The sequence below is a fragment of the Priestia sp. YIM B13551 genome, from assembly GCF_042787905.1.
GTDB lineage: Bacteria > Bacillota > Bacilli > Bacillales > Bacillaceae_H > Priestia.
In genome coordinates this window covers 83,339-98,230 of record NZ_JBHZOX010000001.1, presented here as the reverse complement: position 1 = coordinate 98,230, position 14,892 = coordinate 83,339, and the positions used below count along the sequence as shown (strand labels likewise).

Here is a 14,892-nt window from a genome sequence, read left to right as displayed (position 1 = left end):
AAATTAATGAAAAGATAGGCATCTAGACATCGTCTAGATGCACAACTTATTATTCCGTTTTATTAAAATATTTGAGTAGCATTCTACGAACTTTAGGAGTTAAGAAAGGACTTTTCCCTCTCTCAACATTTCCATGAACTTTAGCTAAGAAATCGCCTTTTCCTGCAAGCTTTTCTGCTCCTGAATCATCTAAAATGATATTCGATGCAGTTGCATCGGCCGCGCGTAAAGCTAAGCGGGCACCCAAATTATTTCTGATATTAGTATTTATTATGTCAGATTTTGGGTTTTGGGTACAAATAATCAAATGAATTCCTGCTGCTCTTGCTTTTTGCCCTAACCTCATGATGGCATTTTCTACTTGTTTTTTCATATCTGCATCTTGTGTCATAAAATCAGCAAATTCGTCAAACACTACTATTATTCTAGGAAGAACAATTTCTACTTCTTCAATATACTCCTCTAGGTTGGTTACACCTTCTTGAGCAAAAGTAGTATATCTGCGCTCCATTTCTTCTACCATGTGTTGAAGAACTAAGACTGCTTCACTAATTTCAGTAATAACATTCATTGTATGCTTTTTATTCTCATAAATTGTAAACTCTACTTTTTTAGGGTCAATAAACATAAATTGAACTTGCTCAGGCTCATACAAGCACATTATTCCTAAAATAATAGAATTTAGTGTGACACTCTTTCCGCTCCCCGTTGTTCCTCCAGTTAAAAGATGAGGGGACAGCGAACTAGAGAAATCCATATAAATAACTTCATTCAGTGGATTAAGTCCCAATGGAGCAATTAAATTTGTTTTTTTAACATCCTGCTGGATCTGCTCTCTTGTAAGCTTCATAAATTGCTCAAAATAAATTGTTTCAGGTTCTTCTCTTACAATATCTATATTCATCCCCCGGTTGTTAATAAAGACATGTGGTTCGCTATTTAATCCTAGCCATAGCTGTATATCTTTTGTACGTGAAATAATTTTATTTGCTGAAAGATCCGGGGGCAATGTTAAAATTAGACGTATTACGCTTGAACCAATAATTGACTCTTTCACGTTAATATGAATGTTATTATGGTTAAAGTTATATTTTAATTTTCGAATATACGTATTTTTTAGCTCTTCACTATTATTATCTTCCACTTCATATTTTAGCTCTAGACCGTTAAGAGCTTTAATTTCAGGGTAGCTATAGTCACTATGATTATCGGGTTCTATTGTTGCTATCTGAGTGTTAATAACTTCATTTTTGAGGTCTTGTTCTTGACTGACCATGTTAGTAGTATGCTCGTCTAAGTTATCTATTGTTCTCAAAACCTCTTCATTATCTGCTTTATTAACCTCAATATTTTGCACTTCTAAGTTCCCTGTTTTTACTAAATTTGCTATTTCCTCATTATTTCCTTCAATATCTTTGTTTTCAAAGGTCTTTTGTAATGTCTCATTCAAAGATTCCAGTTTCGCAAGCTCTTCATATTCTGGCATATTTGATTCGTCTGCTTGCAACGTGTTTAAAATATAAGCACGAGTATATATATAATTTTTTATGTTAGAATCTAATGAATCTACATATACACCATTTTCTAATTGTTCAAAATTATATTCCGTTAAATTAGACGTATAACAATATACATCTACGCTTCCACTAATAGAAACATTTATTTTATCTAAAGAAATGTGTTGTAAGTCTTTTAAAAGTTTCGCATGTTCCGGACCATAAGAATTCTTTTCGATAAAATACTGAACCAGCTCACTCCTCCAATGATTCGTGTCTAGCTGTTCGTTACCAAACCTAAACAGGTTATTGTATAAGCTTATACCAGGCTTAACCTGCTTAAGAGCATCAAAACGCTCCTTATCAAAGATATTATGATTAATAAATTTAAGCTCTAGCAACTCAAATGTGATTTTTAAACCTTCGTTTTCTCTTTCAATAGTAGTTAAGACTAAATCTGGTCTTCTTTTGTTACTAGAAAACCAAGGTAAGTCATCACAAACTGACCATACCTGCAGCTTACGTTCACTGTGAGTAAGCCTTCTTTCAGTAGATAAATAGGTTGCTAGCATTTCATGAGCATATTTTCCTCGACCAATTACCTTCAAGACAAGAGCTCCTGAAATATCTTTAACTTTATTAACAGCTTCAATGATCGCATCTCGAGATATATTTTCGTTCTTCATTATAGATACGAGCTTACGATGCAATCGGTCATAATATGCAAAATCATTTGTTTCTTCAGTAAGTTTACGAATATATTTAGATGATGAAACAATAAGCTTGAAACGACTGCTCTTTCCTACTTTAGGTTTATATTGAATAATATTTGCTTCACTAGACGTTTTAGTTAAAAGAGTTTTGTCTAAATACCTATCTAAAATCACTGACCAATTAAAGCGTTGATGCATAAAGTCAATTAATGCACTTTGTTTTTCACTTGTAATTGATATCATATTTTTTAGGAGTTGTACCTCGTTTTTTTCAGGCATTAAATTTGTTTGAACTATATATTGCAACTGATAAAAATATTGTAATGTTTTAGGTAAATGCTCACTAACATAACTTATACGTTTAACAGCTTCATCATTATTGAGTGGCTCTTTATATATAGTTTCAAACCAGCTTGTTGAATTTATAGGAGTGACACGTTCATATCTGTACTTTACTTGTTCTCCTTGACCAAAGTAGTCCGCTAATACTACTAAATCAGCATCTACCATCTGTTTTTCAACTTGATTTGATATTTCGTTAAGGTTTCTTCCTGAAATTACGTTTATTTCAATTTTAGGGAATTTACTATTCAATTCAGACTTTGTATATTCCTCTTTTTGCTGTAGCCATTTATTTAATTGATGATGAATTTTAGCAGCAGATTCGCTGTGAATAGTTAAACGCATTTTCTTCACTTTCGTTTTTGAAAATAAAGCATCGATACATTTCATAACTACTTCACTACTCTGACAGTGTAGTAAAAGCATATCTAGCCCATCTTTTGCATATGGGTATACTTCTAAATAGTTTTTAACTACTTTTATTAATTCTTCAGATAGCTCCTGAGATAAGTAGTCAGTATTTTGTGCCTGCTTTGTATTTATAACAAAGGATCCTTCTCCAAAATATTCGTCATTTTCGATTAAATAAGTATCGTCTTCTAATACTGAAAAATACCTTGGTGCTAAATGACTAACTTTACTGTATGCAAATTCTAAGTACTCTTCTAGCTTTTCTACTTCTAAGTTACCTTGAGTAGCATATTCACACCATTTTTGAACAAATTGATTAAGAGTTTTAAAACGCTTAAGATATGCTATTAAGCGGATAGGATTTACAATAGTTAGCTTTCTAGAGTCAGGTATTCTGGATTCTCCCTTTTTTGTATCAAAATAATCTACGGCACCTATAATATTAATATTTTGATAAATATGTTTAGCAATGGACGAAGAAGTGGAAACACTAGAAAGAACTTCTTCTAATTCTTGTTCTAATCTTTGAGGATCTAGTACAAAAAAACCTTCTTTAAATGCTTTGTTTATATGAACTAAATACTGCTCTAAATAAGCTGAAAAATAATCAAAGTGTTGTTGCATGTTTTGATCATTCATCGAGAGATAATTTTTCACACTTGACTTCATGTAATTATTAACATCTAATATTTCTAGGTCACTCTCTGCATAATTTTTGATGTAAGGTAAAATATTTTTTTCAGCATATTGCTTAAGAGTGCATAACTCGAGATTATTAAATGAGGTAATTTTAAATTTACGATTTCCTATAACTTCATTATCAATGTAGTGTTTTAATTCAAATGTAATATCTGTATCCTTAGAAGTTTCGTCTACTGTAGGTAACTTTAGTTTATCAAAGGTAATTTTCGGTACTAATTTTTCTAGCCCTTCTAAATAAAGCTTCAAAGTTGTTAAAACATTTTCACTAGTTTTAGATGTAATAACTTGTAAATTGAATCTTGAGTTTATAATGTTACTATTCTCTCTCTCATCTTCAATTAGAGAAAATGTCTCTTTTAAAAGAGCTAGTGTTATATCACTGTATATAGATGGATTCATTAGTTTTTCTACGGAACGATTTAACTTCTTCACAAGCCCGTTCTTAGAAGCTAATTCTTCCTCAAACTCTTCGACAAATTCTTTAATCGCTTCAGGACTATCATTAGATATTACTTCATCTAGTCCGTTTTCAAAGCTTTTTAATTCTTCTTGATCGAAACGGTCTTTGTTCTCTTCTAATACTTCACAAATTTGCTCTTTGATAGTCGGAGGCCCTACTTTAAAGTCTGTGACTTTTTGGACAAAGTCAAAATCATTAAATAAAAAAGCATCTGATGTTTGGTTTAAAAACTCAATTACTTCTTTAGTTAACTCGTCTATATTTTTACTTTCCCAAATCTCGTCAGGCCAATTATTTTTTTCTTCTTGTTCTAAAAATAAGTATAGGTTATTTTGTATTTTTTCATGTTGTGACTCTTTAATTTGCAAGTTAGCTAGTAGATAGTTTTTTTGTAAACGACTTTTACCTGCTCCACCTATTTTTAGCTTCATATCAACAAACAAATTAAGGTGAGGTAAATTCTTTTGAATACTATCTATAACTGAGGAACTATTATCGTTTAATACATGAACCAAAAACTTCACAACATTTCGGAGTTGCGGCTCACAAATACTTTGATAAGTTTTAATAAAATCTTCAATATGCTTTATCTCATCCGTAGCAATCTGTCCAGATTCTGCTAAAATATTATAAATAGACATTAATCCTCTTGAAGTTAATAAATAGGATTCATCAACAGTGAATAGGTTTTCTAAACTTTGTGCTTCAGGTGTCATTTCGTTAATAACTAAAATTAGAGCCTGATTAGATTTAGTATTATTTCTAAGCCATGTACTTGTTTCAAAGTCTTTATATGCAAAATTACTAAAACCTTCTACTGGGGTTATTGTTCGAATAACAGGTTCGTAAAAATTCCTCAGTGAACCTATATTCAAGTTTAATTCACTTAATAAAAGCTGAATATTATTTGAAGTTAATCCGGTTATTTTAACAAATAACTTTTCTGTATGTTCATCTTTTTGCTTCTTGAAATGATCTACTAACAGCCTATTAATCCATTGTGCCAACAATTTGTCTTCGGTTATATTGCTCATATTGTCATCACACCTTCTGCCATCTCATACGGATTTCTAATCATTGCTGTAGCATCCGAATATTCTACTAGCAATCCATTTTTTCTTAACTTCTCCCTAAGAGCCAACTCATTTTTTTGATAATGACGAATGTTGACTTTTGACCTATCATACAATGCACTTTCTCGTGCTTGCATTTCCCCTACTATGAACCCATATTTTTTATATAGCATATTTAAAAACTCACTAAATTCTATCGATTCTTTTGGTTTCACGTTTATAAAAACTAGTGTTTGTAAGAACGTATCTGTCATTAAATATCTGTAACTAGAGCCCGCTTTAAAGTTACCTACTCCGCCATCTCTAGCTAAAGTTCTATTAATAGAAATTTGGTGCCTTTTTAATGTGTCAGAAATGACTTCCTTTACTACACTATGAAGTTTGTCTTTTACATCCTTATAATTTTTACACTTTTGCAATGAGTTTATTACTCGCTTTTTGCGAGATTGAAGTTTTTGCAAACCCATCTTCTCAATAAAGATCATCGGATCTTCTTTCCACTTACTTAACTCTCTATTGACTTCTTCTTCATGACCGATAATGCTGAAAAATTGCTTTGAGAAATAGTCTTCAAATTTTTCTTTAATTAAAATTTCGTTGTTTTTAAACGTGCTAGTTGATATTTTTTGCACTTCTTTATTTTTTCCATCTAAACAATCAAAGAAAAACTCTATTCGATCGGTGGCCTCTACTGTAGATCGCTCATACATATACAATAAAATATGAAAGCAAGTTAAACTTGTTAAAAGCTTAAACATATCGTAAACATCAATATCTAAATTCAATAAGTTTGACATTTCTTCAGCAAACTGATCAAAAAGTTCATGTTCTTCAATTGGCAAATGAGGGTATTCCTTAGACAGTTTTTCCATCTTTTTTAATGGGTACTTGTCCTGAGATTTATTTTCATCTTCATCACCTAAAACACTTTGGATAGAGTCTACTATTTGACCAACAGAATTGTTTTTTTGTAATAATTGTTGAAACCTCTGCTCTATTCTATATTTAACACCTGGAAATTTTTCAGCTCCATAAGAAACCATTAAATAATATAATTCTCCACCACGTGCAAAGAAGTTTCGTTCGTAAGAAGTATTTTCACCTTTAACACGTAACTCGAAAAAAAGTAGGCTCTCGTGTAAAGGGTATAACGATCGCGCATACCAGGAGCGATCAGCTTCTTTTCCTTTTCCGTCCACAAGAGGTATTTCTAGATTTCTAAAAAACTCTCTGATAACTTCGATTTTGTTATCATCTTGAAGTTTTTCATAAAGAAATTTCTTTTTTTCTTGATCAAGTTGTGCGCTGCCACGCTTACTACCTTCTTTGACGCCTTCAAAGATAAATTTACGTAAATTTTGTGATTTATTTCTAAAATAGCAATCTGCATTTAGTTGATAATTTGTTCCATATAAAACATTTAAGAACTCTAAAACATACTCCGGCCCACGTTGACCATCTTTAAAACGGTGCCCCCAAATTTTTGCAGATAGCTGAGATGAAAATTCTTCTACATTTTTATCTGAATTCTGCATGTCTATTCACCCTTATTCTAAAATTTCTATACAATCTTGCACATACAAACCGTTTTCTTTATCTAGCCTTAGAATGTTTAATACAAAAGGGTCTGTTTCAGTTTCTTTTATTAATTCGTTACGAAATGTATCAAGAAGGATTTCCACATCTTCCTTTAAAATATTATGAGTATCGCCGTTACTTAAGCGCATGAGATACTCAAATACATATAAATTTAAAGATAATTTAGTATTACCTACAGTAATTTCAAAGCTAGAGGATCTGTGATCAATGTCCTCTCTTTGTTTTTCTTCACTTATTTTCATCTGACTTATAGGTATACTTGAATGAATCATTAGGTTTTCTGAAGTAGAGAATAATTCTCTATTACTATCTACTAATTTCTTAGAAAAAGCCCTATTAAGACCTCTAGTTAAATCCCTTTTGCTTATTGCCTGCTTCCTTTGGTCACCAAAGAGCTCGTCAAATATATTTACAAATTTAAAGGGAACTAAATTGGTTCTATTAAAAAATTCTTCTGAAGGGAATTCGAAATAAAACTTTCTTCTTAACTTTTCTATCCATTCTTCAATGAGGTTATCATTACTCTCTTTGTTATGATTACGATAAATATCTAATCTTTTCTTAAAGTATCCTAGATATAAATCTAAATCCGAATTAAATAAACCCTCATGTAAAGCTTCCAATTGGACATTGCCACTAATATCGCCATTTAAAATAAAGTCATCTATATTAGAATCAGAATATCTTCCTGGATCTAATTCTTTAAAAAGTTTTATTGCTCTCATATCCGAAAGAGCTTCATTGGCAGCATTATTTCCATAGAAATTTTCATAATATGGTTTGTCAATTTGGTATTTTAAGGCTGCATAATCTGCATCCAACACATCTGTACAAGTTAAACCACCGGTAAGGATATAACTAATATGTATAAGCATTTCACGCATAGTTATGTGGGTGCCCAAATAGTCAAGAAACCTATATTGTTCTACCAATCTATTTTTCACAAAGTCTTTGGAAGACCTTTTATGATTTAAATTTATAATGCACGCTTTTTGCTTAGAACAACTTTCACATACCGACCAGTTACTTTCTTTATTCCATTCATCTAAGACTTTTTCAACGTATAATGATGAGGTTACATCTAATAAATTGATAATACTAAAAGTGGAATTATTGGCTAAGTGGGTCTTAAAACGTCTTTTAACTTCCACTTTTAACGAGGATAGATCTTCATGTTGAGATAAAAACTTAGTCAACTTACCTTCATTTGCAGCAATAAGATAGTATATTTTATCTGCATGGTTATCGTTTACACTTGCTTGTAATCTACTAAGTTCCTTTAGTATAATTTCGTCTTTCAGTTCTGATAAATCTTTAACCATTCTAATTTTGCCGTGCGGAAAATCTACTTCAAGTATTCCTGATTCAGGCCAATCTACTAAACCATCTTGGTGAAAATAATTATAAACGGAACGACATAACCTAGTCTTTCCATCCCCTGCATTCCCTGTTAATATAATGCTTTGAGGGTTATTTAAAAATAAATTACAAAGATACGTTTCTGCCTTCGTTTCAATTTTAAAAACATACGAGTCTTTACCTTTATCGTATGTGTATTCATCATATATTTTAGAGTGATTAGGAGATAAAACATTAAATTGATCTAAATAGTCAACAAATGTATTTTTATTCAAAGTCATTCTCTCCTTTTGTCATTTTATTATTTTAGTACTATCTAATTTCATAACTCCAATAATTAATTGATGGCATAAAAACAGCCCAAATTGCTTCTAATCGACAATAAAAAGCTATCCATCAAAAGACAAAATAGGTAAAAAGTAATCTTTAAATTTCCTTTTTTAGGTAATTATACCTCATTATTCTCTTATTGATTATAGCATAGATATAATAATATCTGGAATAAAATTGTTTTATTTTAACTTAAATTACCTGTAATCTCTGTAATGAAGTATCAAATAATGAAAATCAGGGCTGAAATGTAGTAGGTTCTTGAACAAATGACAAAATTATCTTCATTTTTCCTTTTACTAAAATAATTTATTCTTATTCTACCTCCACTAAATAAACCCGATCATTAAACTTCCCGCGCTCCTTCGCCTTCTCCTCACGCACTTTCTCAAGTTGTTCTGGCGTGGCCCCGTGCACAGCTGCTAGCGCGTGCATAACTTCCAGTAAATCTGCAAGCTCTTCAATAGCCTCTTGATGCGTTTGGGCTTCTATGTACTCTTGAAGCTCTTCTTTTGCCTTTTTCGTCAGCTCATGTTGATATTCCTCTCGCTGGAGCACGCGTGATTTGAAGGTTTTTCCGCTTTGTTCAATAATCGTGGGAATTTTATCTCGCACTAGCTTGTTGTAAGTAGGCATTATTTTTCCCTCCATCTCTTACCTTTCTAGTAAACTAGTATTTTTCAAATTCTGCTTTGTTTCCGTTAAACACATTTAAATCAATAAACGTTTCTTTACCTTTATAGCCGCTTAACCGCCCTTTGTCCGTATACTGCCAAAACGTCCATTTCTTCTGTTCTTCAAGAGTAGGCTTTTTCACAACATAGCGAATCCAAATATCACACTCAGGATATCTGTTTTTAATATACAAGTCATACGCTTTAGGCGTCGTATAAAGAATGACGCGCTTGTCATAATGAGATTCAAGACGTTTAATCATGCTAGAAAGCTCCTTGTATACATGTTTCTGAGACGGAAGGTTTTGTTTTTTATCTCCGTAAAATTCTACATCAATCACTGGAGGCAAATCGTTATTTTTAAGAGAGACCGCTTTGATAAAATTAGCCGCTTGTGTAGAACCTTTGCTATCGTAGCTAAAAAAGTGATAAGCTCCGATCCGCATGTTTTTCCGATTTGCTTGTTCCCAGTTTTGTTTAAATAAAGGATCTTGAAATGAACTTCCTTCCGTTGCTTTGATAAAAGCAAACTGAATATCTTGTTTACTCAGCACGCTCCAATCAATCTCCCCTTGATAAGAAGATACGTCTACGCCTTTTACATCATAGCGGTTGGCACTTATCGCATTAGGAATTACCCATCCTTTACTCCATAGTAAAAATATAAAGCTTACAAGAGCAACTAATATGAGTCCTGCTGTAAAAAGTCTTTTGTTTTTTTGATTTACTTTGTCTATTATGTTTACCCCCTTTTTTAGAAAATACTTCTAATATTCTAACATAAAAAGGATTTTCCAAAACAATATAGCCTCCAAGTCTGTGGTAGTAAATACAAAAAACCACCTAAAAATCAGGCGGCTTTTCTTTTATGCTGCGTCTTCAGATAGCTCGTTATCTTTGGCTGCTTCTATCAGTAAGAAAATAGCCGTTAAAATGTGCATGATCATACCGACCACAGGAATCCAGGCAATAGCGGAACAGACAATTCCCATGATATGCCCTGTCCGAACTTTGTTTGTTTTAATGGCAAATACTAAACCTACAATATGCAATGCGAGCATTAGAATGAGCGGCGTGTAGGCTAGACTTATAACCAAGGTGCCGCCTAAGAGGGGAATCCCCCAAAGAGCCTCTAAACCTCCGCTGACCCATTTCAATATACGACTTGCTTTTCCCATTGTATCCTCCCCCTTTGTCTTCAATGTATGCACAAAAGTTTTGTTTCTGAACGTTTGTATATGAAAAAAGTGGCAAAAATACGCGTGCTAAAATAAGCTGATAGTCCCAAACGAAAATAAGTTTTTATGTAGAAATAGTTTAATAGTGGAAAATAAATGAGAGGAAAAGCGTCGTTTTACATGTAATAACGAGGAGCTCTTCGTAAAGAGAGCGAATTAGATATAAACAAAAAAGCCGAACTGAAAATTTAAGCTCGGCTTTTTCTTATATAACAAATAAAAGGATTATAAAATGTTTTTAGTATTAGTGTTCTCGACTCTTCTCAAATTTTTCAACAGCTTCAAAATCAAGCTCGGCTGATATCCAATCGCCTTTTTCCGGGAATTCTAGATTTCGAACGACTATTTTATTCGGCCCTTTTTTTTCTAAAATTTTCGCCTGGCAGTTTTTGTACATAACTACTTCTCGTTCTTTGATATCTGTCCACAACAAGTGCAGAACCCCTTTCAATTTTAAGAAGTTAATATTTCGAAACACTGTTTTACATTTTATTATATTTTTTTGGATTTGTTAATTTTTTTGTCTTGTTTTTTATAAAAAAATATTAAAAGACATTCCTTCTAATACAATATACCCAAAATATCTTTTAATCCTTAAACATTTATGTTATATTTTAAAAATTGTATTACAAGTTCTTTATTTTTGTAGAAAAAATCAGAACGGCTTATGCGCAAAAAACTTCGCTGGTGTTGTAGCAGGTTTTTTATTTTTGCCTTTCCGCCTACTCTCTTTTCTTTTTTTACATATTTATAATGGACATGTGGATTCGTCCTAATACGTAGGAAGGCTTGAAAATTCAAAAACATCTTAGCATAAAGTCATGAAGTTATCCCGCTAAAAATACAGTTGAATTTACACATACTCTACCGAAACAGCCAGCACCCTCTATCCATATAAAAGCTACCTTCCACTATTTAAGAAACCACAATTTACTCCCTGGGAAGCATTACATACTGATAGAAGTGTTCAGAAACAAAATAAACTTTACTCTTGATATCTTGCTATAAAATGAATAATAACAACACAATTTGAGGTGCCAATAATGAACGTACTAACAAACGCTATAATTATCTTATTAGCTTATTTAATTGGGTCAATTCCTTTTGCTTTAGTGATTGGAAAGGGCTTTTACAAAACCGATGTTCGCAAGCACGGAAGCGGTAACTTAGGAGCCACTAATACCTTTCGCACTTTAGGAAAAAAAGCAGGTATTATAGTATTGATCGGCGATATAGCAAAAGGTTCGCTAGCTGTCTGTTTACCGCTTATGATGAATAGTCACTTGCATATGCTTGTCCCTGGATTTATCGCTATTCTTGGACATAGCTATCCGGTTTTTGCAAAGTTTAAAGGAGGAAAATCTGTAGCGACTGCGGCTGGTGTATTCCTTGCATTTTCACCATTAGCTTTCATTCTAGGGATTCTTGCTTTTTTAATTTCTCTCAAAATTTCTAAATACGTATCCTTATCTTCACCTATTGGCGCATTGGTTGCCTTTTTAACATCAATTTATGTAGGTGATGTAGTATTAATGGTATTTGCAGCCGTTATTTTTGTTTTCATTACATGGAAACATATTAAAAACTTCAAACGTATTAAATTAGGTACAGAACCAAAGGTTAATTTTTAAACGTAATAAAGTTATTTACTATTAATCTTTAAATATTTTTACTAAAAAGGTGTTCATGATTTGAACACCTTTTTTTATTATTTTAGTACTTCTCGTCCTAAGATAGACGTAAATTATAAAATTTCTTTTAAAAAATGCTCTTGATTATAAAGTAAATCATACATCCCGCTACTTTTTGTATCTCATTTTGTAATTTGATATTTACTATTTAATAACTTAGCATAATAACCTTTTTAATAACTTTGAATAAATAAATGAAACCTTTTCTCTCCTCCAACCGTATACCTATCATGCACGTATTAGTTAAAGGAGGAAGACTTGTGCTAAAACGAATTTCACTGTTTATTTTCGTTAATATTTTAGTATTAATCACAATCACAACGATTACATCTTTATTAGGTGTTCAAAGCTATATGGGAAGCAGCGGTTACGGCGGCCTGCTGGCATTTAGCGTAATTGCCGGCTTCAGCGGCGCGATTATTTCTCTTATGATGTCCCGCGTGATGGCAAAGTGGATGATGGGTGTTCAAGTTATTGATGAACGTTCCCCTCAAGGTGAATATGAACGATTTGTTCTCGAAGAAACGCACCGACTTGCATCTGTTGCAGGACTAAGAAAAATGCCTCAGGTCGGAATTTATCATTCAGCGGAAGTTAACGCTTTTGCAACAGGGCCAAGTAAAAGACGCTCACTTGTTGCCGTTTCAAGCGGAATGCTTGAACGAATGGATCGAGATGCAATCAGCGGCGTTATCGCTCACGAAATAGCGCATATTAAAAGCGGTGATATGGTCACAACTACGCTTCTGCAAGGAGTATTAAATACATTCGTTATTTTCTTCTCTCGTTTAGTAGCCAAAGCGGTGTCAAACTTTGTGCGAGAAGAGTTTGCGATGGTTGTTTATTTCCTTACATCGATTGTATTTGAGATTCTCTTTAGTATCTTAAGCAGCCCAATTATTTTCTGGCATTCAAGAAGACGTGAATTCAAAGCCGATGAGCTTGCAGCTAAACTCGGTGGTAAAGAAAAAATGATTTATGCGTTAGAATCGCTTCGTCATACTACTTCATTAGTAGATGACCGTCAAAAATCAATTGCCGCTTTTAAAATTAGCGGTAAAGAAAAGTTCTCACGCTTATTTTCTACTCACCCGCCGCTTGAAAAACGCATTGAGCGCTTGCATTCACTATAAGCAGACAAAACCAGCTTCTTTAAAGAAGCTGGTTTTGTTATGTTATGACTGAGGAGCAAGCACACGTGTAGTTTCCCACAGCAAGACGCCTTCTTCATTTTTTGTTAATTCAACGTATCCTTCTTTCTCTAAATACGTAAGCTGGCCGTACACTTCTGAGAAAATAAAGTCCGGTGCTTTTTCATACATATCCGGGAAAAAAGCAGCGCTGACTTCAAGCGTTGTTTTCTTTCCTTCCCCCATTGCTTGTAACACGCGCAGCGCCCATTTATGCTGCTTTTGAATACGTTCCATAATTAAAGAATGAATGTCATTAAGCGGTTCACCATGACCGCTGTAAATCAAATCAATGTCGTAGTTCAACGTTTTTTCAAGAGACGCCAAGTAGTCCAATAGCGGCTTTGGCTTAGGATTTTGAATGGTTGGCTCTAAATATGGGTTTGACGGTACTTTTGGCAAAATATGATCTCCGCCAAACGCGACTTTTTCTTTGCGATTGTAAAACATCAGCTGACTTAAGGAATGTCCCGGCGTTTCAATTACTTCCCACTCACTCGCATACGGAAGTGTATCTCCTTCTTTCAAATACCCTGCTAGCTTCTGCCCTTTAGGTGAATATACTTGAATTGCAGCCGTTGCTTTACGAAGCCATGTATCCATTACATCATCACTGACTCCAAACTCGATAAGGAAATTACGGTATAGCTCATTATGCTGCTGAACAAACTCTTCATCTTGGTAAATCCAAGGCTCCACAAGCTTATGACCGTAAACCGGTATATCACTCGGCAGCCATTCTAAAAATCCAGTGTGATCCGGATGCTGATGAGTAAGAATAACTTGTTCAATATCTGTTACTTTATATCCTTCTTTACGAAGCGCCTCTTCAAAAACATTCCACGCTTCTTTGGTTTTCATCCCTGCATCAATTAACGTTAACTTGTCTGCTCTTAATAAAAACACATTCACTGGTCCAATTGGAAATGGCGTAGGCAGCTCAATGCGTATCACTTTATGATCTAAACTCATTTTACCAAACCCCTATATCTGCATTCTTTTTACTGCTTTATACTGTTAAACGTTTTATTCTTTTAAATAGTCCCTTTACTACTAACTTCTACCTTTTGTAAAAGTGCGCTGAGCATCAATAATTGGATGACTCTTTGTACTCTTACAAACGTTTTATAATGAATTCATACTACTAATAGTTTAGCAGGTTTGAAGACAAATTGATAAAGGAATGCTTTCCAGTACACTTATTTAAAACGAACGAATGGTTCATCAAACGAAAAAAGTAAGATAGAATAAAGAAACGAAATGATGATATAAGGAGCATAGTTTATGATTAAAGCGATTTTTCTTTTTATCCTAGCGGGTCTCGCTGAAATTGGCGGAGGCTATTTGATTTGGCAGTGGCTGCGCGAAGGAGCATCAAGCTGGTTAGGGCTGCTGGGCGGTATTGCTTTGGTGCTGTACGGCGTCATTGCTACGTGGCAGTCGTTTCCGGACTTTGGACGTGTATATGCAGCTTACGGCGGCATTTTTATTGTTTTAAGCCTGTTTTGGGCGTGGTGGGTTGATAAAAAAATGCCCGATACATATGATTGGATTGGCGGACTTGTGTGTCTAATTGGCGTAGCCGTTATGCTTTGGCCAAGAAGTTAAGTGATA

The 14,892-nt window shown here is 33.5% G+C and carries 11 protein-coding genes; 3 read left to right on the top strand and 8 right to left on the bottom strand.

Going from position 1 to position 14,892, the window contains the following annotated elements:
- Window positions 1-49 precede the first annotated feature (49 nt).
- From ACFX4N_RS00515 to ACFX4N_RS00485, 7 genes are all read right to left on the bottom strand, one after another.
- Complete coding sequence (locus tag ACFX4N_RS00515; RefSeq protein ID WP_377260635.1) at window positions 50-5,158, bottom strand: FtsK/SpoIIIE domain-containing protein; 5,109 nt, start codon at window positions 5,156-5,158, stop codon at window positions 50-52.
- A complete protein-coding gene (locus ACFX4N_RS00510) occupies window positions 5,155-6,732 on the bottom strand; it encodes a hypothetical protein (protein WP_377260632.1) in 1,578 nt (525 codons plus the stop codon). Before ACFX4N_RS00510 ends, ACFX4N_RS00515 begins: the two co-directional genes overlap by 4 nt.
- Window positions 6,733-6,744: 12 nt before the next feature.
- Window positions 6,745-8,430, bottom strand: a complete 1,686-nt coding sequence (locus ACFX4N_RS00505) for a hypothetical protein (protein ID WP_377260629.1) — start codon at window positions 8,428-8,430, stop codon at window positions 6,745-6,747.
- Between the two features lie 370 nt (window positions 8,431-8,800).
- Window positions 8,801-9,121 (bottom strand): pyrophosphohydrolase domain-containing protein, encoded by a 321-nt coding sequence (locus ACFX4N_RS00500; RefSeq protein ID WP_377260626.1) that lies wholly within the window; start codon window positions 9,119-9,121, stop codon window positions 8,801-8,803.
- Window positions 9,122-9,155: 34 nt separating this feature from the next.
- A complete protein-coding gene (locus tag ACFX4N_RS00495) occupies window positions 9,156-9,896 on the bottom strand; it encodes a glycoside hydrolase family 25 protein (protein WP_377261246.1) in 741 nt (246 codons plus the stop codon).
- Between the two features lie 129 nt (window positions 9,897-10,025).
- Entirely contained in the window at window positions 10,026-10,337 is a 312-nt protein-coding gene (locus ACFX4N_RS00490; RefSeq protein ID WP_029322367.1) for a hypothetical protein, read from the bottom strand.
- 304 nt (window positions 10,338-10,641) lie between these two features.
- The gene (locus tag ACFX4N_RS00485) at window positions 10,642-10,830 is read right to left on the bottom strand and encodes a hypothetical protein (protein ID WP_016764545.1); all 189 of its coding nucleotides are present in this window, start codon (window positions 10,828-10,830) and stop codon (window positions 10,642-10,644) included.
- Window positions 10,831-11,440: 610 nt separating this feature from the next.
- Here ACFX4N_RS00485 and plsY point away from each other — a divergent pair.
- Window positions 11,441-12,028 carry a glycerol-3-phosphate 1-O-acyltransferase PlsY gene (plsY, locus tag ACFX4N_RS00480; protein WP_116513911.1) on the top strand — a complete coding sequence of 196 codons (588 nt, stop codon included), beginning with the start codon at window positions 11,441-11,443 and terminating at the stop codon, window positions 12,026-12,028.
- A gap of 320 nt (window positions 12,029-12,348) precedes the next feature.
- On the top strand, window positions 12,349-13,221 hold the full coding sequence (gene htpX / locus ACFX4N_RS00475; RefSeq protein ID WP_013057489.1) for a protease HtpX: 873 nt from the start codon (window positions 12,349-12,351) through the stop codon (window positions 13,219-13,221).
- A 42-nt stretch (window positions 13,222-13,263) separates the two neighbouring features.
- Here htpX and ACFX4N_RS00470 read toward each other — a convergent pair whose 3' ends face one another.
- Window positions 13,264-14,250: an MBL fold metallo-hydrolase gene (locus ACFX4N_RS00470; RefSeq protein ID WP_057273379.1), complete on the bottom strand. Its 987-nt coding sequence runs from the start codon at window positions 14,248-14,250 to the stop codon at window positions 13,264-13,266.
- 312 nt (window positions 14,251-14,562) lie between these two features.
- On the opposite strand from ACFX4N_RS00470, the gene ACFX4N_RS00465 reads away from it, so the two are divergent.
- Window positions 14,563-14,886: a YnfA family protein gene (locus tag ACFX4N_RS00465; RefSeq protein ID WP_014459650.1), complete on the top strand. Its 324-nt coding sequence runs from the start codon at window positions 14,563-14,565 to the stop codon at window positions 14,884-14,886.
- The last annotated feature ends 6 nt before the right edge of the window (window positions 14,887-14,892 follow it).